This window comes from Streptomyces sp. KPB2 (assembly GCF_003950055.1).
Lineage (GTDB): Bacteria > Actinomycetota > Actinomycetes > Streptomycetales > Streptomycetaceae > Streptomyces > Streptomyces salinarius.
In genome coordinates, this window is the sequence record NZ_CP034353.1 from 2,464,320 (window position 1) to 2,480,281 (window position 15,962).

The window sequence follows — 15,962 nt, forward strand, 5'->3', positions numbered from 1 at the left end:
CCCGGGACGGCGGCGGGTACGACGGCGGAGAGGGAGGCCGTGCGGCCTCCCTCCCCGGCTCCCCCGTTCACGCGACCCGGGCGAACCGGGGCCGGCGCTGTCGCGGCGTATGGCTCTCGGCCTCGGCGGCGCCCTGGCGTTCCCGGCGGCGGGCGGCGCGGCGGGCCCGGACCACCTCGCGAGCCAGCCGGGCCTCGTCGGCGCGGCGGATCAGCTCGGCGGAGCGGTACTGCTGGATCTCGTACTCGTACATGGTGTGTCCCCTCGGTGAGAGCCGGTTTCGGCTTCGCTCGTTCGCGATGCCTCAACCTTCGTCTCCCAGGGGGTGTCGCCACATCGGGCAAGTTCCGCATCTTCGGCGCCGCGCGGGGCCTTAGACATGCGTAAGGGGTCTTAGGGCGCGCGCACTGGGTGTGCGCTTGCCCTAAGACCCCTCGCAAGTGCCTGGTCAGCCGGTGGAGGGCAGCCCCAGCAGGACGTCCGTGTACTTCAGGACGGCAAGGAGCAGGCCGATGACGCCGAGCGCGACGCCCGCCCAGGCGACCGACTTGATCCACGGGGCCTGCGGGCGGCCCGGCGCGCCGAACGCGGGGCGGGCCAGCACGACGACGCCGACGATCAGCGCGACCAGGGCGAAGACGCCGCCCCACATCGCGGTGGCCTGCCAGGCGTTGCCGTAGCCCTTCTCGATCAGCGTGCCGACGTTCGAGGACGAGGAGGTCTCCAGCTGGCCCATCAGCGACTCGCGCGCGGAGGCCACGGTGCCGACCCAGCTGCCGGTCAGGGAGACGATGCCGAGTCCCGCGGAGACGACGGCGCCCGCACCCTGGCCCACGCCGGTGGGCCCGGCCCCGGTCGCGTCGGTGTCGTCGGTCTTGCCGGTGACGTCGGCGTCCGCTTCCGGACCGGCGCCGTCGGGGGCGTCGGTCCCGGCCGCTTCGGTGGCTTCAGCGGCCTCGGCGGACCCGGCGGCCTTCGTTTCCTCGTCGGTCTTGCGCTCGTCGGTCTTCACGCCGGTCTCGTCCACTGTCTTCGTTCCCATGCCTCGCACCGTACGGACGCTGTCTGAGAGGTCCCTTAATGATCCCTTTGAGCGGCACGCGCGCGTGCCTCGCGTGCCTCCCGCCACTCGGGTGCGAGCACCGCCCACACCTCGATGTCCTGGCGCACGCCCCGGTAGGGGGCGCTCTCGCGCAGCACGCCCTCACGCATCATGCCGAGTCGCCGCGCGGCGTTGACACTCGGGGTGTTCGCCGAGGAGGCGTGCCACTCCACGCGGTGCATGCCGCGCTCGTCGAAGGCCCAGTCGATGAGCACGCGGGCGCCGCGGGTGACCAGGCCGCGGCCCGTTCCGGCGGGCTCGAGCCAGCAGCCGATCTCGCAGACGCCGGTGGCGGCGTCGAAGACGCGGAAGAGCAGGCCGCCGACGAGTTTGCCGTCCAGCCACAGCCCGTGCAGGAAGCCGCTGTCGGCGGCGTGCCGGTCGGCGTAGGCCTGGAGCACCTCGCGGGCGGAGTCGACGTCGGTCGCCTTCGCGCCGAAGGGGATGTGCTGCGTGATGAACTCCCGGCCCCGGTCCAGGTGGGCCAGGAACTCCTCGGCGTGCCAGGTCTCCAGGGGTCGCAGTTCGGCTCCGTCGTCACCCAGTGATATCGCGTACATCGCGCTGCCGTTCCTCCTCCGCCTCCGCGAGGACGTCCGCCACTTCGGCGTCCGTCGCCGCGGCCAGCCTCTCATGGGCGGCCCGGCACTCGGGCGGCTCGATGCTGATGCGCGGCAGGAGGGCGTCCAGGCGGCGCGGCAGCCACCAGTTGGCGCGGCCGAGCAGGTGCATCAGGGCGGGCACCAGGAGGGTGCGCAGCACGAAGGCGTCCAGGGCGACGGCTGCGGCGAGCGCGATGCCGAACATGGCGATCACCCGGTCGCCGCTGAGGACGAAGGCGAGGAAGACCGAGATCATGATGACGGCCGCGGAGTTGATCACGCGACCGGTCTCCGCGAGCCCGACCCGGACGGCGCGGCGGTTGTCGCCGGTCTCCAGCCACTCCTCGTACATCCGGCTGACCAGGAAGACCTGGTAGTCCATGGAGAGCCCGAAGAGCACCGAGACCATGATCACGGGCAGGAAGGGTTCGATCGGCCCCGCGCTGCCGAGGCCGAGCAGTTCGCTCCCCCAGCCCCACTGGAAGATCGCCACGACCACGCCGAAGGCGGCGGCCACGGCGGCCACGTTCATGGCGGCGGCCTTGAGCGGGATGCCGACGGACCGGAAGGCCAGCAGGAGCAGCAGACACCCGAGGCCGATGACGACGCCGACGAAGAGGGGCAGCTTGCCGACGATGACGTCGGCGAAGTCGTCGTAACCGGCCGTCACCCCGCCCACGTGCACGTCGAGCGCGGTCCCGGCCTCGGCCCGCGGCAGCACCTCGGAGCGCAGCCGCTCGACCAGGTCGCTGGTCTGCTGCGACTGGGGCGCCGACTCGGGTACGACGGTGAGGTACGCGGCGTCGCCGCCGGAGTTGTACATCACCGGGGTCACCGAGGAGACGCCCTCGGTGGTGCGCAGGGTGGCGTCGAGGTTGTCCAGGGCGAGGCGGTCCTCGGCGCCGCGGACCTCGGTGACCAGGGTGAGCGGCCCGTTGACGCCGGGGCCGAAGCCGTCGGCGAGGACGTCGTAGGCCTGGCGGGTGGTGGTGCCCCTGGGGTCGTTGCCCTGGTCGGAGGTGCCCAGGCGCAGGCCGAGGGTGGGCAGGGCGAGGACGGTGATGACGACGAGGGCGAGGGCGCCGAGCAGCTTGGGCCGGCGCTCGACGAAGGCGGACCAGCGGGCGGCGAGCCCGGTCGGCACCTCCGGCTCGGGCCCGTGCTCGGCGAGCCGGCGCCGCTCGCGCCGGTTCAGGGCGCGCGGGCCGATGTACGACAGCAGGGCGGGCAGCAGCGTCACGGAGGCCGCGACGGTGAGGATCACGGTCAGCGAGGCGGCGACGGCGACGCCGTTGAGGAAGCTCAGCCGGAGGATCAGCATGCCGAGCAGGGCGATGCAAACGGTGGCACCCGCGAAGACGACGGCTCGTCCGGTGGTCGCCACGGCCTCGGCGGCGGCGTCCGTCACGGACAGGCCGCGTTTCAGTCCGCGCCGGTGTCTGGTGACGATGAACAGGGCGTAGTCGATGCCGACGCCGAGTCCGATGAGGGTGCCCAGCATGGGCGCGAAGTCGGCGACGGTCATGGCGTGACCGAGCAGGGTGATGCCGGCGTAGGCGGTGCCGACGGAGACCAGCGCGGTGGCGATGGGCAGCAGGGCCGCGGCGACGGTGCCGAAGGCGAGGAACAGGACGACCGCGGCCACCGCCACACCGACGGCCTCGGCGAGGTGGCTGCCGCCGGACTCGGTGAGCGCTATGGCGCTGCCGCCCAGTTCGACCTGGAGCCCGTCGGTCTCGGCCGCCTCGGCGGTGTCGACCACGGCCCGGGCCCGGTCCGGGTCGATGTCCTGGGAGGCGGCGTCGAAGGTGACGGTGGCGTAGGCGGTGTCGGCGTTCTCGCTGACGAGGGGCGAGTCGGGGTCGTGGTACGGGTTGGTGACCGCGGCCACCCCGGGCAGGTCCGCGACGCGGTCCAGGGTGCGGGTCATGGCCTGTTCGACGTCGGGGGCGCGGACGGTGCCGGTCGTGGTGTGCCAGACGATGGTGTCGCTGTCGCCGCCGAGGTCGGGGAAGCGGGATTCCATCAGCCGGTAGGCACGGTCGGAGCCGGTGTCCGGGATGCCGTAGTCGTTGGAGTACGCGGAGCCGGCGACCGTGGCGGCCGTTGCCACACCGCCGAAGGCGAGCAGCCAGAGCAGGACGGCTGCGAGGCGATGCTGTACACACCAGCGTGCGAGGGCTGCCACGGACGTGCTCCCAGGGGTGTCTGATTGTCGATCTTTGACCGGGAACACCCGGAAAGCCGGGAACACCGGGAAGGGACGTCCATGGTGTGAACGGTCCGCAAAGAACGCATGAGCAATGCGGAATCACTCTTGCAGGCAGAAGAGATCCTTTGCGGACTTAGTGTCGTTCTTCACAACAACGGCCCTGGGGGAACTCGCCGTGCTCGGCTCGTTCCCCCAGGGCTCGTTGTGGGCCGGGTGGACCGGGTGTCAGCCTTCGGTGACGCCCAGCTTCTCCAGGATCAGCTCCTTGACGCGGGCCGCGTCCGCCTGGCCGCGGGTCGCCTTCATGACGGCGCCGACCAGGGCGCCGGCCGCCGCCACCTTGCCGCCGCGGATCTTGTCCGCGACGCCCGGGTTGCCGGCGATGGCCTCGTCGACGGCGGCGGTCAGCGCGCCCTCGTCGGAGACGACCTTCAGGCCGCGCTTGTCGACGACCTCGTCCGGGGTGCCCTCACCGGCGAGGACGCCGAGGATGACCTGGCGGGCCAGCTTGTCGTTCAGCTCGCCCTTGGTCACCAGCTCGGCGACGCGGGCCACCTGGACCGGCGTGATCGCCAGCTCGTCGAGCGCCTTGCCCGACTCGTTGGCGCTGCGGGCCAGCTCGCCCATCCACCACTTGCGGGCGGAGGCCGCGTCGGCACCGGCGTCGATGGTGGCGACGATCGGGTCCAGGGCTCCGGCGTTGAGGATGGACTGCATGTCGTTGCCGGAGATGCCCCACTCCTCGCGGAGCCGGTTGCGGCGCACCAGCGGCAGCTCGGGCAGCGCGGAGCGGATCTCCTCGACCCACTCGCGGGACGGGGCGACGGGCACCAGGTCGGGCTCCGGGAAGTACCGGTAGTCCTCGGCCTCCTCCTTCACGCGGCCCGAGGTGGTGGACCCCGTGTCCTCGTGGAAGTGGCGGGTCTCCTGGATGATCGTGCCGCCGCCGCCCAGCACCGCGGCGTGGCGCTGGATCTCGAAGCGGGCGGCGCGCTCGACGGAGCGCAGCGAGTTGACGTTCTTCGTCTCGCTGCGGGTGCCGAACTTCTCGGTGCCGTGCGGGCGCAGCGACAGGTTCACGTCGCAGCGCATCTGGCCCATCTCCATGCGGGCCTCGGACACGCCGAGGGCACGGATGAGCTCGCGCAGCTCACGGACGTACGCCCGGGCGACCTCGGGGGCGCGCTCGCCCGCTCCCTCGATCGGCTTGGTGACGATCTCGATGAGCGGGATGCCGGCGCGGTTGTAGTCGAGCAGGGAGTGCGAGGCGCCGTGGATGCGGCCCGTCGCGCCACCGACGTGCAGCGACTTGCCGGTGTCCTCCTCCATGTGGGCGCGCTCGATCTGGACGCGGAAGGTCTCCCCGTCCTCCAGCTGCACGTCGAGGTAGCCGTCGAAGGCGATCGGCTCGTCGTACTGGGAGGTCTGGAAGTTCTTCGGCATGTCCGGATAGAAGTAGTTCTTCCGGGCGAAGCGGCACCACTCGGCGATCTCGCAGTTCAGCGCGAGACCGATCTTGATCGCCGACTCGACGCCGGTCGCGTTGACGACCGGGAGCGCGCCGGGCATGCCGAGGCAGACGGGGCAGGTCTGGGTGTTCGGGTCGGCACCGAGCGCGGTCGAACAGCCGCAGAACATCTTGGTCTTGGTGCCGAGTTCGACATGGACCTCAAGGCCCATGACGGGGTCGTACGACGCGAGTGCGTCCTCGTACGACACCAGGTCGGTCGTGGTGGTCACGGTGAAACTTCCCTCTCAGCCCAGCAGGACGTCGTCGTCGCCGAGGCGCTTCAGCTCGCGGTAGAGGATGGCGAGGTTGGTGACGACCGCGGCGCCGGTGACGACGGCGTCGAGCAGCCGCAGCGTGTCACTCTCGCCGCGCGCCTTCTTGATCTGCTTGTAGACCCCCACGGCGCCGAACGCCGAGGTGGCCATCGAGACGTACAGACCGGACTTGGACTTCTTGAAGCCCTTGGCCTTGGACAGTGCGCTCACAGCGACGGTGCCTCCTCGATCAGCGGGTGGCCCCACTTTTCCACGAAGGCGGCCTCGACGGCGGCGCCGACCTTGTAGAGCCGGTCGTCCTTCATGGCGGGGGCGATGATCTGCAGACCCACCGGCAGGTTGTCCTCGGGCGCGAGGCCGCAGGGCAGCGACATGGCCGCGTTGCCCGCCAGGTTGGTGGGGATGGTGCACAGGTCGGCCAGGTACATCGCCATCGGGTCGTCGGCGCGCTCGCCGATCGCGAAGGCGGTGGTCGGGGTCGTCGGGGAGACGATCACGTCGACCTGCTCGAAGGCCCGCTCGAACTCCTGCTTGATGAGGGTGCGGACCTTCTGGGCGCTGCCGTAGTACGCGTCGTAGTACCCGCTCGACAGGGCGTACGTGCCGAGCATGATGCGGCGCTTGACCTCGGGGCCGAAGCCGGCCTCGCGGGTCAGGGAGGTGACCTCCTCGGCGGAGTGCGTGCCGTCGTCGCCGACGCGGGCGCCGTAGCGCAGGCCGTCGAAGCGGGCGAGGTTGGAGGAGCACTCGGACGGGGCGATCAGGTAGTACGCGGAGAGCGCGAGGTCGAAGGACGGGCAGTCCAGCTCGACGATCTCGGCGCCCAGCGACTTCAGCAGCTCGACGGACTCGTCGAAGCGCTGCACGACACCGGCCTGGTAGCCCTCGCCGCGGAACTGCTTGACGACGCCGACGCGCATGCCCTCGACGCTGCCGTTGCGGGCGGCCTCGACGACCGCGGGGACGGGGGCGTCGATGGAGGTGGAGTCCATCGGGTCGTGCCCGGCGATCACCTCGTGCAGCAGGGCCGCGTCCAGGACCGTGCGGGCGCAGGGGCCGCCCTGGTCGAGGGAGGAGGAGAAGGCCACCATGCCGTAGCGGGAGACGCCGCCGTAGGTCGGCTTGACGCCGACCGTGCCGGTGACGGCCGCGGGCTGGCGGATGGAGCCGCCGGTGTCGGTGCCGATGGCGAGCGGGGCCTGGAAGGCGGCGAGGGCCGCGGAGGAACCGCCGCCGGAGCCGCCGGGGATCTTGGTGAGGTCCCAGGGGTTGCCGGTCGGGCCGTAGGCGCTGTTCTCGGTGGAGGACCCCATGGCGAACTCGTCCATGTTGGTCTTGCCGAGGATGACGACGTCGGCGGCCTTGAGGCGCGCGGTGACGGTCGCGTCGTACGGCGGGATCCAGCCCTCGAGGATCTTCGAGCCGACGGTGGTGGGGATGCCCTCGGTGGTGAAGATGTCCTTGAGGGCGAGGGGGACGCCGGCCAGCGGGCCGAGCTTCTCCCCGCGCTCGCGCTTCTCGTCGACGGCGCGGGCCTGGGCCAGCGCGCCCTCGCGGTCGACGTGCAGGAAGGCGTGCACCTTCTCGTCGACGGCCTCGATGCGGGCCAGGTGGGCCTCGGTGACCTGGACGGCGGTCAGCTCGCCGGAGGCGATCTTCGCGGCGATCTCGGCCGCGGTGAGCCTGATGATGTCGCTCATGGCTTACTCCTCCCCCAGGATCTGCGGCACCTTGAAACGCTGCTGCTCCTGGGCCGGGGCGCCGGAGAGCGCCTGCTCGGGCGTGAGCGACGGACGGACCTCGTCCGGCCGCATGACGTTCGTCAGCGGGAGCGGGTGCGAGGTCGGCGGTACGTCTTGGTCGGCGACCTCGCTGACGCGGGCGACCGCGCCGATGATGTCGTCCAGCTGTCCCGCGAAGTGCTCGAGCTCTTCGGGCTTCAGCTCCAGACGCGCCAGCCGGGCGAGGTGGGCGACCTCCTCGCGCGTGATGCCAGGCATGCAGCGTTCCTCTGGGTGAGTGTGTGGTCGGGGCGAATCGGCCGGGGCAAGTCGCTTGTCCGGGTCGGTATGGCCCAATGGGTTTGGCCCAATCCTATGGGGCCGGGCCCCCGGGCCGTTAAACGGATTCCCCCGGAGCACCCGCGCGGCGTCGCGCGTCCCAGGCGAGGCTGCTCAGGAAGTGGTTGTCGTACAGCTCCTGGACCTCCAGCAGGCTCTCCCGGGTGGCCTCGCCGAGGGCGATGCGCTGGAGGTGGCGGAAGTACTCGAAGCGCTCCACGCCCGGCGTGAGGACGATGAGCAGGTCGGCGTCGGCTCCGGGCACGGCGGCGAAGGCGTGCGGCTTGCCGGGTGGGACGACGACGAGGTCGCCGGGGCCGGCGGTGAGGACGTCGTCGCCGGAGAGGATGTCGGCGGCTCCGTCGAGGAGGAAGAACATCTCGGCGGAGTTGTCGTGCCAGTGCGGCTTGGCACCGTCCGCGCCCGCGGCGAGGGTGACGCGCTGGGTGGTCAGGGCGCCGCCGGTGGAGCTGCTGTCGGCCAGCAGGCGCACGGTGGCGGGCGCGCGGCCGACGACCTCGGCCTCGGCCTCGCGGACCACCACGGACTCGTCGAACTTCGGAACGAACAGCGACATTCTCGAACCTCCTGGGTGGAACCGCGGACGGACGTACCGGGTGCACCGGGCGCGCTCAGACCGCGAAGAGCAGTCCGGCACTGATCAGGACAACGACCGCGGTGGCGAAGTGGATCCCGAAAGCCACCGCTTTCGTACCCCCGTGACGCAGCACTATGAGCGTGTCGGCGAGCGGGATCAGGGCGACGCAGAGCATGAACCACGCCTCGGGCCGGGCACCGGCGAAGGCGAGCAGCACCAGCCCCACCACGCCGAGCGCACCGTCCCTGACGCCCTTGATCGTCAGGTAGGCGGAGGCGTCGCCGCCGGGGTCGGCCGGGACGCCGTAGCCGGCGGCGGCCGGGCCGGACTGGAACAGGAAGCGGTACCCCAGGAACAGGCAGAACAGGTTGAGCACGACGGCCAGGGTGTACGCGGTGACGGTCACGGCTTCTCCTTGCTAGCAGCGCTAGGGACAAGAACGACGCTAGCAGAGCGGCGACAGCATGGCTAGCGCTGCTAGCATCTCGGTCATGTCGATTCAGACGCGCCGGGAGCGCGAACGAGCGGAACGCGAGCGGTTGATCGTGACGGCCGCGCGGGACCTGGCCGAGGCGGAAGGCTGGGACGCGGTCACCACCCGCCGGCTGGCCGCCGAGATCGAGTACAGCCAGCCCGTCCTGTACAGCCACTTCAAGGGCAAGGGCGCGATCATGGCGGCGGTCGCGGTGCGGGGCTGCGAGGAGCTGACGGCCGATCTGCGGGCCTCGACCGCGTCGGAGGCGGGCGCGTACGGGCGGATCGCGGCGGTCGGCCGGGCGTACACGGACTTCGGACGGCGGCGGCCCGCGCTCTACGACGCGATGTTCACGTACCTGGTCGACCTGCCGTTCGCCACGCCCGAGGCACCGGCGCCGCTTCAGGAGGCCTTCGGCGAGCTGCTGCGGGCCGTCGAACCGTTCGCCCGCGAGGGCGAGGACCTGGCGCTGCTCACGGAGACGTTCTGGGCGGGACTGCACGGCCTGGTGACGCTGATGCGCAGCGGACGCCTGCCCGAGCAGGCCCACGACCGCCGCCTCGCCCTGCTGATCGAGCGGTTCGCACCGCAGGACCCGACGGCCTGAACGGACCGCCGGGGGCGGGCGGAGCGGCCCGAACCGGCCGGCCGAGCGGGCGGGCCGGACCGGGGAGAGCGGTCCCGGGCCGCTCGACAGGCGGCCCGGGAGGTGCCGGGCCGGCCGCGCGGTGCGCGCCTGGGACCGGAAGCCGGGTACGGGGCGGCAGCAGGCCGTCGGCACTCTTCTTGGCGGGTGGCGCGCGGGCCCGGACGAGGCGGTCCGGGCCACGCGGGAACGGCGAAGCGTCCGCCCCTGGCGAGCGCGCGGGCGCGCCGGCCCGGGCCGGGCCGGACGAAAGGACCGGACCGGGCGGCGCGGAAGCAGCGGCGCGTCGGCCCCGCCAGTCCGTCCCGGTGGGCAGCCGGCCCGGGCCGGGCGGCTCGTCCGGGCGGGGCGGCTCGTCCGGGCCGGGCGGCTCGTCCGGGCCGAGCAGCTCGTCCGGGCCGAGCGCTTGCCCGAGCCGGGCGCTTGCCCGAGCCGGGCGCTTGCCCGAGCCGGGCGCTTGCCCGAGCCGGGCGCTTGCCCGGACCGGGCCGGGCGAAAGGACCGGGCCGGGCGGCGCGGAAGCAGCGGCGCGTCGGCCCCGCCAAGCCGTGCCGGTGGGCGGCTGGCCCGGGCCGGGCGGCTCGTCCGGGCCGGGCGCTTGTCCGGGCCGGGCGTTTGTCCGGACCGGGCCGGGCGAAAGGACCGGGCCGGGCGGCGCGGAAGCAGCGGCGCGTCGGTTCCGCGAAGCCGTGCCGGTGGGCGGCGGCACCGGCGAGCGGGCGGGCAGGGCGCCTCGGGCGACGGCGCTCAGGCGCTCGGGGCGCTCAGGTCACTCGTCGCTCGCCGCCGCGGGCAGTGCGGCGGCGGCCCGGACCCAGCCCCTTGAACCGCGGGCGAGCAGCCAGGCGGTCGTCTCCTCCGGGGGCATCGCGGCGGCGACCAGCCAGCCCTGTACGGCGTCGCAGCGCAGGTCCCGCAGCCGCTCCCAGGTCTCGTCGTCCTCCACGCCCTCGGCGACGACGAGCAGGCCGAGGGAGTGGGCGAGGTCGACGGTGCAGCGCACGATCTCGGCGTCCTCGTTGTCGATGGCCAGCCGGGCGACGAACGAGCGGTCGATCTTCAGCTCGCTGACGGGGAGCCTGCGCAGGTGGACGAGGGAGGAGTAGCCGGTGCCGAAGTCGTCGAGGGACATCTTGACGCCGTGCCCGGTCAGGGCGTTGAGGGTGTCGGCCGCGCGCTGCGGGTCCTCGAGCAGGACGTGTTCCGTGATCTCGAGTTGGAGCGCTCCCGCGGGAACGCCGTGCCGGGCGAGCCGGGCGGCCACCGAGCCCGCGAAACCGGGGGTGTGCACGTCGCGCGGGGAGACGTTGACCGCGACCGGTACGAAGAGGCCCTGGGCGCGCCAGCGGGCGACCTGCCCGAGCGCCGTCTCCAGTACGTACTCGGTGAGGTGGGGCATGAGCCCGGAGGACTCGGCGATGGCTATGAACTCGTCCGGCGGCACCTTGCCGCGCTCGGGGTGCACCCAGCGCACCAAGGCCTCCAGGCCCGCCACCTGTCCGTCGAAGCGGACCTTGGGCTGGTAGTGCAGCTCGACCTCGTGGGCGTCCAGGGCCCGGCGCAGATCGCCGAGGAGGCCGAGCCGGTCCGGCGTGTTGGAGTCCCGCTTGGACTCGTAGACCTCCACGCCGGTGCGGTCCCGCTTCGCCTGGTACATCGCCACGTCCGCGCGGCGCAGCAGCCCTTCGGCGTCCAGCGCGTGGTCCGGGAAGACGGCGACGCCGGCGCTGGCTTCCAGGACCAGGGTGAGTCCGTCCAGGTCCATCGGTGAACTGAGCGCGGACACGAGGCTCCGGGCGACCCGGGTCGCCGACGTGGTGGAGTCGGCGACCGGCAGTAAGACGGCGAACTCGTCGCCGCCGAGCCGCGCGGCCTCCGCCCCGCGGGGCAGGGCCTGCCGCAGCCGGTCGGCGGTCTGCAGCAGCAGCCGGTCGCCCGCGAGGTGTCCGAGTGTGTCGTTGACCGACCGGAAACGGTCGAGGTCGATCAGCATCAGGGCGGCCCGGGCGCCGATGCGTTCGGCGTCGTCCAGCGCGCTCCAGGTGCGCTCCAGGAGCCACTGCCGGTTGGGCAGGCCGGTGAGCGGGTCGCGCAGCTGCTCCTCGGCGCGGGCGCGGGCGATCCACAGCGTGGAGTCGAGCGCGATGAGCGGGATGGCGAACAGCGGCAACAGCAGCGGCTTGGCGACGGCGACGACGCAGACCAGCGGGGCGATGCCGAGCAGGGCGACGGCGACCAGGCCCTGTCGGACCAGGGCGGTGCGGGCGGCGGTGGGCAGACCGGGGCGCGGGGTCTGCAGGTACCACAGCAGGGCGCGGGTGACGGCGAGGTAGGCGACGGCGACGAGCACCACCTTGGGCGCCGCGTACACCCCCCAGGTGCCGGGGTCCCAGGGGTGCTCGACGGACGGTACGGAGCCGCAGACGCCGAGGAGCAGGGCACCCGCGGCGATGCCGAGGATGTCCACCGCGCCGTGCAGGACGCCCTGCCGCCAGCGGCCCCGGCGGGCTATGCCGACCAGGACGACGACGGTGAGACTGACCATGCCGGCCGGAATCCAGCCGTACAGCAGCAGGACCGCGAGGGTGAGGGCGGCGCCCGAGCCGGTGCCGCCCCACCAGCGGGAGCGGCCGAGCATGACCAGGTGGCCGACGACGATGCCGGACAGCACGGCCAGCGACCAGCCGACGGTGCCGGACGGGAAGAGGGCGTGGCCGTCGCTGAACGCCCGGTAGAAGCCGGCGCCCAGCACGAAGGCGGCGGTCGCGACGATCGCCGCGGGCAACGCGGGCCAGGACAGGTGCCGTTCGGCGTCCGCGTCGGCCGGGCCGTGCAGGTGTCCCGTGGTGTGGCCGGTGGCCTGGGGCACACGGGTGCCCGTCGTGGGAGGCGGGGCGCCGCCATCGCGTTGCCCGAGCCACCGGCTCACGTGCGACGCGCCCACCATGCGACGCAGGCGCAGCCGTGAGCCCGCGGCGGCGCTCTCGGTCGGTTCCATTCCCGTCCCTCTCACAGCCGGCGGTGCCCACGCCACGCGGCCCCCGCCTCGACCACCTTCAACGGCTCCGCCTGGGAGACCCCTTCCCCTGTCACTCGGGGCAGGGGGTGCCCCGACCGCAGCTGGGTACGGCGGGCGCACACCTCAACAGTAGGCCGCGGAAGGCTTCCAGGGGCACTGGTCGTCGACGGTTGCCCGAATGCCACCCGGCCACCCGTATGCATCTGATATGCGCCGATCGGGTGGCCTTCAACCGCTATTCCTCAGCCGAAAGCGCGACATCCGCCGCCGCTTCGGCTCCTTGTTCGAGAAGCACGGTGAAACCGTCCTCGTCCAGAACCGGAACCTTCAGTTGCATCGCCTTGTCGTACTTCGAACCGGGGTTGTCACCGACCACGACGAACGACGTCTTCTTGGACACGGATCCGGTCACTTTCGCGCCCCTGTTCTGGAGGGCCTCCTTGGCCGCGTCCCGGGTGAAGTTCTCCAGGGTTCCGGTGACGACGACGGTGAGGCCTTCGAGCGGGCGCGGGCCCTCGTCCTCCCCCGTCGACCGGTCCTCCAGCAGAACCCCGGCCGCCTTCCACTTGCGGACGATCTCGCGGTGCCAGTCCACGGCGAACCACTCCTTGACGGCGGCGGCGATGATGTCGCCGACCCCGTCCGGGCGCGCCAGCTCCTCCTCGGTGGCCTGCTCGATGCGGTCGATGGAGCGGAACTCGCGGGCCAGGGCCTGGGCGGCGACCGGTCCGACGTACCGGATGGAGAGGCCGTTGATGAAGCGGGCCAGCGGGCGGGTCTTGGCCTCTTCGATGTGCTGGAGCAGCGCGAGGGTGTTCTTCTTCGGCTCGCCCGCCTTGTTGGCGAAGACCGTGGCGATCTTCTCCTCGCCGGTCTCGGGATCGCGCTTGGGCAGCCCGCTGTCCGGGTCGAGGACGTACGCCTTGATGGGCAGCAGTTTCTCGAGGGTGAGGTCGAAGAGGTCGCCCTCGTCCACCAGCGGGGGCTCGGACGGCTCCAGCGGCCCGGTCAGCGCGGCCGCGACGACGCCGCCGAAGTGCTCGATGTCCAGGCACTCCCGGCCGGCGAGGTAGGCGACGCGCTCGCGCAACTGGGCCGGGCAGGCGCGGGCGTTGGGGCAGCGGAGGTCGATGTCGCCCTCCTTCATGGCCCGCAGCGGCGTCCCGCACTCGGGGCACTTCGCCGGCATCACGAACTCCCGCTCGCTGCCGTCCCTGAGGTCGGCGACCGGCCCGAGGATCTCGGGGATGACGTCACCGGCCTTGCGCAGCACCACGGTGTCGCCGATGAGCACGCCCTTGGCCTTGACGACCTCCTGGTTGTGCAGGGTGGCGAACTCCACCTCGCTGCCGGCCACCGTCACCGGCTCGACCTGCGCGTACGGCGTGACGCGGCCGGTGCGGCCGACGCCCACCTTGATGTCGACGAGCTTGGTGTTGACCTCCTCCGGCGCGTACTTGTAGGCGATGGCCCAGCGGGGTGCGCGGGCCGTGGAGCCGAGCCGGCCCTGGAGCCGGATCTCGTCGAGCTTGACGACGACACCGTCGATCTCGTGCGCGACGGAGTGGCGGTTCTCGCCGTAGTAGGCGATGAAGTCCCGTACGCCGTCCAGGCCGTCGACCACCCTGTTGTGCGGGGAGGTGGGCAGGCCCCAGGTCTTGAGCAGGTCGTACGCCTGGGAGAGGCGGGTCATGCCCTTGTAGCCCTCCAGGATGCCGATGCCGTGGACGACCATGTGCAGCGGGCGGGAGGCGGTGACGCGCGGGTCCTTCTGGCGCAGCGAACCGGCCGCCGCGTTGCGCGCGTTGGCGAAGGGCTTGTCCCCCGCCTCGTTCAGCCGGGTGTTGAGCTCCTGGAACTTCTCCATCGGGAAGTAGACCTCGCCGCGGATCTCCACCAGGTCGGGGACCTTGTCGCCGGCCAGGCGCTCGGGGATCTCGGCGATGGTGCGGACGTTGGGTGTGATGTCCTCGCCGGTGCGGCCGTCGCCGCGGGTGGCGGCGCGGACGAGACGGCCGCGCTCGTAGGTGAGGTTGACGGCGAGTCCGTCGACCTTCAGCTCGCACAGGAAGTGGTACTCCTGCTCGCCCAGCTCCCGGGCGATGCGGTCGAACCAGGCGGCCAGCTCGTCGTCGTTGAAGGTGTTGTCCAGGGAGAGCATCCGCGTGGGGTGCTGCACCGCCGTGAACTCGGTCTCGTAGGAACCGGCGACCTTCTGGGTCGGGGACTCCGGGGTGCGCAGCTCCGGGTGCCGCTCCTCCAGCTCCTCCAAGGTGCGCAGCAGCCGGTCGAACTCCGCGTCGCTGACGACGGGGGCGTCGTTCACGTAGTACCGGAAGCGGTGCTCCTCGATCTGCTCGGCGAGCCGCATGTGCCGCTCCCGCGCCTCGGCGGGCACGCTGGTCGTCTCCGCCTGCTTGTCGCCCTGCTTGTCGCCGGCCACCGTATGTCCTCCCGTTACTCTGGGTTGTCCGCGAGGGATTGTGCCGCCCGGACGCAGTGGGCGAGCGCGCGCCGGGCGTACTCCGGGGAGGCGCCCGCGAGTCCGCACGCGGGGGTGACGGTGACCGCCTCCGCGAGCAGCTCCGGACGCAGCCCCAGCCTGCGCCACAGCGTTCTGACACCCATGACGCTACCGGCAGGGTCCGACAATGCGGTGTCCGTGCCCGGCACGACACCGGCGAACAGCCGGGTGCCGCCCTCGACGGCCTCGCCGATCGCGTCGTCGTCACGCTCGGTGAGCAGCGAGAAGTCGAAGGAGACGCCGGCGACGCCCGCCCGGCGCAGCAGCGCGAACGGCACGTCCGGTGCGCAGGAGTGGACCACGACCGGGCCCCCGTCGTGCGCCCCGGCGACCTCGCGGAGGGTCGCCTCCACCACCTGGCGGTCGACGGCGCGGTGGGTGCGGTAGCCGCTGGCGGTGCGGATCTGTCCACGCAGGACGGCGGTGAGGGACGGCTCGTCGAGCTGGAGCACCGGGCGGGCGCCGGGGACGCGGCGGCGGATCTCGGCCAGGTGCAGGCGCAGCCCCTCGGCGAGCGAGGCGGCGAGGTCGCGGCAGGCGCCGGGGTCGGAGAGGACCGCCTCGCCGCCCCGCAGCTCCAGAGCGGCGGCGAGGGTCCACGGGCCGACGGCCTGGACCTTGAGCGGACCCTCGTAGCCCTGGGTGAACTCCTCCAGGGCGTCGAGGTCCTCGCCCAGCCAGGCGCGGGCGCGCTTGGTGTCCCGGCCCGGGCGGTCGCCGAGTCGCCAGCCGCTGGGCTCCACGCGCGCGTACAGCTCGACGAGCATCCCTGCGGTACGGCCGATCATGTCGGCGCCGGGGCCGCGGGCGGGCAGCTCGGGGAGGAAGGGGAAGTCCTCGAAGCTGCCGGTGGCGGTCTTGGCGGCCTCGCGGGCGTCGTGGCCCGGGAGGCTGCCGATGCCGGTGGCGGGGGCGAAGGTGTCGTTCACGGGAGAAGCG

General features: G+C 72.4%; 14 protein-coding genes. 1 reads left to right on the plus strand and 13 read right to left on the minus strand.

Features of this window, described 5'->3' with window-relative positions; genetic code table 11:
- Nucleotides 1–67: 67 nt before the first annotated feature.
- The 10 genes from D1J63_RS10555 to D1J63_RS10600 all read right to left on the minus strand — a co-directional run bounded on the left by D1J63_RS10555 (nt 68) and on the right by D1J63_RS10600 (nt 8,765).
- Nucleotides 68–253 carry a hypothetical protein gene (locus D1J63_RS10555; protein WP_102932646.1) on the minus strand — a complete coding sequence of 62 codons (186 nt, stop codon included), beginning with the start codon at nt 251–253 and terminating at the stop codon, nt 68–70.
- 195 nt (nt 254–448) lie between these two features.
- Nucleotides 449–1,042 (minus strand): hypothetical protein, encoded by a 594-nt coding sequence (locus D1J63_RS10560; protein WP_125628689.1) that lies wholly within the window; start codon nt 1,040–1,042, stop codon nt 449–451.
- A 35-nt stretch (nt 1,043–1,077) separates the two neighbouring features.
- The gene (locus D1J63_RS10565) at nt 1,078–1,662 is read right to left on the minus strand and encodes a GNAT family protein (RefSeq protein ID WP_125628690.1); all 585 of its coding nucleotides are present in this window, start codon (nt 1,660–1,662) and stop codon (nt 1,078–1,080) included.
- Nucleotides 1,640–3,892, minus strand: a complete 2,253-nt coding sequence (locus D1J63_RS10570) for an MMPL family transporter (RefSeq protein WP_125628691.1) — start codon at nt 3,890–3,892, stop codon at nt 1,640–1,642. The genes D1J63_RS10565 and D1J63_RS10570 overlap by 23 nt, the downstream gene beginning before the upstream one ends.
- A 249-nt stretch (nt 3,893–4,141) precedes the next feature.
- Nucleotides 4,142–5,656 (minus strand): Asp-tRNA(Asn)/Glu-tRNA(Gln) amidotransferase subunit GatB, encoded by a 1,515-nt coding sequence (gene gatB, locus D1J63_RS10575; protein WP_102932642.1) that lies wholly within the window; start codon nt 5,654–5,656, stop codon nt 4,142–4,144.
- A 15-nt stretch (nt 5,657–5,671) separates the two neighbouring features.
- Nucleotides 5,672–5,911, minus strand: coding sequence for a hypothetical protein (locus D1J63_RS10580; RefSeq protein WP_030188427.1), 240 nt, complete (start codon nt 5,909–5,911; stop codon nt 5,672–5,674).
- Entirely contained in the window at nt 5,908–7,401 is a 1,494-nt protein-coding gene (gene gatA, locus D1J63_RS10585; RefSeq protein WP_102932641.1) for an Asp-tRNA(Asn)/Glu-tRNA(Gln) amidotransferase subunit GatA, read from the minus strand. Before gatA ends, D1J63_RS10580 begins: the two co-directional genes overlap by 4 nt.
- A gap of 3 nt (nt 7,402–7,404) precedes the next feature.
- Nucleotides 7,405–7,701 (minus strand): Asp-tRNA(Asn)/Glu-tRNA(Gln) amidotransferase subunit GatC, encoded by a 297-nt coding sequence (gene gatC, locus D1J63_RS10590; protein ID WP_003973500.1) that lies wholly within the window; start codon nt 7,699–7,701, stop codon nt 7,405–7,407.
- Nucleotides 7,702–7,819: 118 nt separating this feature from the next.
- A complete protein-coding gene (locus tag D1J63_RS10595; protein ID WP_125628692.1) occupies nt 7,820–8,338 on the minus strand; it encodes a cupin domain-containing protein in 519 nt (172 codons plus the stop codon).
- Between the two features lie 55 nt (nt 8,339–8,393).
- Nucleotides 8,394–8,765 carry a DUF4267 domain-containing protein gene (locus tag D1J63_RS10600; RefSeq protein ID WP_125628693.1) on the minus strand — a complete coding sequence of 124 codons (372 nt, stop codon included), beginning with the start codon at nt 8,763–8,765 and terminating at the stop codon, nt 8,394–8,396.
- Nucleotides 8,766–8,850: 85 nt separating this feature from the next.
- Between D1J63_RS10600 and D1J63_RS10605 the strand changes: the two genes are divergently transcribed.
- Complete coding sequence (locus tag D1J63_RS10605) at nt 8,851–9,441, plus strand: TetR/AcrR family transcriptional regulator (RefSeq protein ID WP_125628694.1); 591 nt, start codon at nt 8,851–8,853, stop codon at nt 9,439–9,441.
- 808 nt (nt 9,442–10,249) lie between these two features.
- On the opposite strand, the gene rmdB is transcribed toward D1J63_RS10605, so the two are convergent.
- The 3 genes from rmdB to D1J63_RS10620 all read right to left on the minus strand — a co-directional run bounded on the left by rmdB (nt 10,250) and on the right by D1J63_RS10620 (nt 15,952).
- Nucleotides 10,250–12,478: a cyclic Di-GMP phosphodiesterase RmdB gene (gene rmdB, locus D1J63_RS10610; protein WP_125628695.1), complete on the minus strand. Its 2,229-nt coding sequence runs from the start codon at nt 12,476–12,478 to the stop codon at nt 10,250–10,252.
- A gap of 256 nt (nt 12,479–12,734) precedes the next feature.
- Nucleotides 12,735–14,942, minus strand: coding sequence for an NAD-dependent DNA ligase LigA (gene ligA, locus D1J63_RS10615; protein ID WP_125628696.1), 2,208 nt, complete (start codon nt 14,940–14,942; stop codon nt 12,735–12,737).
- Nucleotides 14,943–14,956: 14 nt separating this feature from the next.
- Complete coding sequence (locus D1J63_RS10620) at nt 14,957–15,952, minus strand: methionine synthase (RefSeq protein ID WP_125628697.1); 996 nt, start codon at nt 15,950–15,952, stop codon at nt 14,957–14,959.
- Nucleotides 15,953–15,962: the final 10 nt, after the last annotated feature.

Coding starts and splice junctions, on each gene's coding strand:
- D1J63_RS10560 (WP_125628689.1), bottom strand. CDS start 1,042: ATGGGAACGAAGACAGTGGACGAGACCGGCGTGAAGACCGACGAGCGC.
- D1J63_RS10595 (WP_125628692.1), bottom strand. CDS start 8,338: ATGTCGCTGTTCGTTCCGAAGTTCGACGAGTCCGTGGTGGTCCGCGAG.
- gatC (WP_003973500.1), bottom strand. CDS start 7,701: ATGCCTGGCATCACGCGCGAGGAGGTCGCCCACCTCGCCCGGCTGGCG.
- D1J63_RS10555 (WP_102932646.1), bottom strand. CDS start 253: ATGTACGAGTACGAGATCCAGCAGTACCGCTCCGCCGAGCTGATCCGC.
- D1J63_RS10565 (WP_125628690.1), bottom strand. CDS start 1,662: ATGTACGCGATATCACTGGGTGACGACGGAGCCGAACTGCGACCCCTG.
- gatA (WP_102932641.1), bottom strand. CDS start 7,401: ATGAGCGACATCATCAGGCTCACCGCGGCCGAGATCGCCGCGAAGATC.
- D1J63_RS10605 (WP_125628694.1), top strand. CDS start 8,851: ATGTCGATTCAGACGCGCCGGGAGCGCGAACGAGCGGAACGCGAGCGG.
- rmdB (WP_125628695.1), bottom strand. CDS start 12,478: ATGGAACCGACCGAGAGCGCCGCCGCGGGCTCACGGCTGCGCCTGCGT.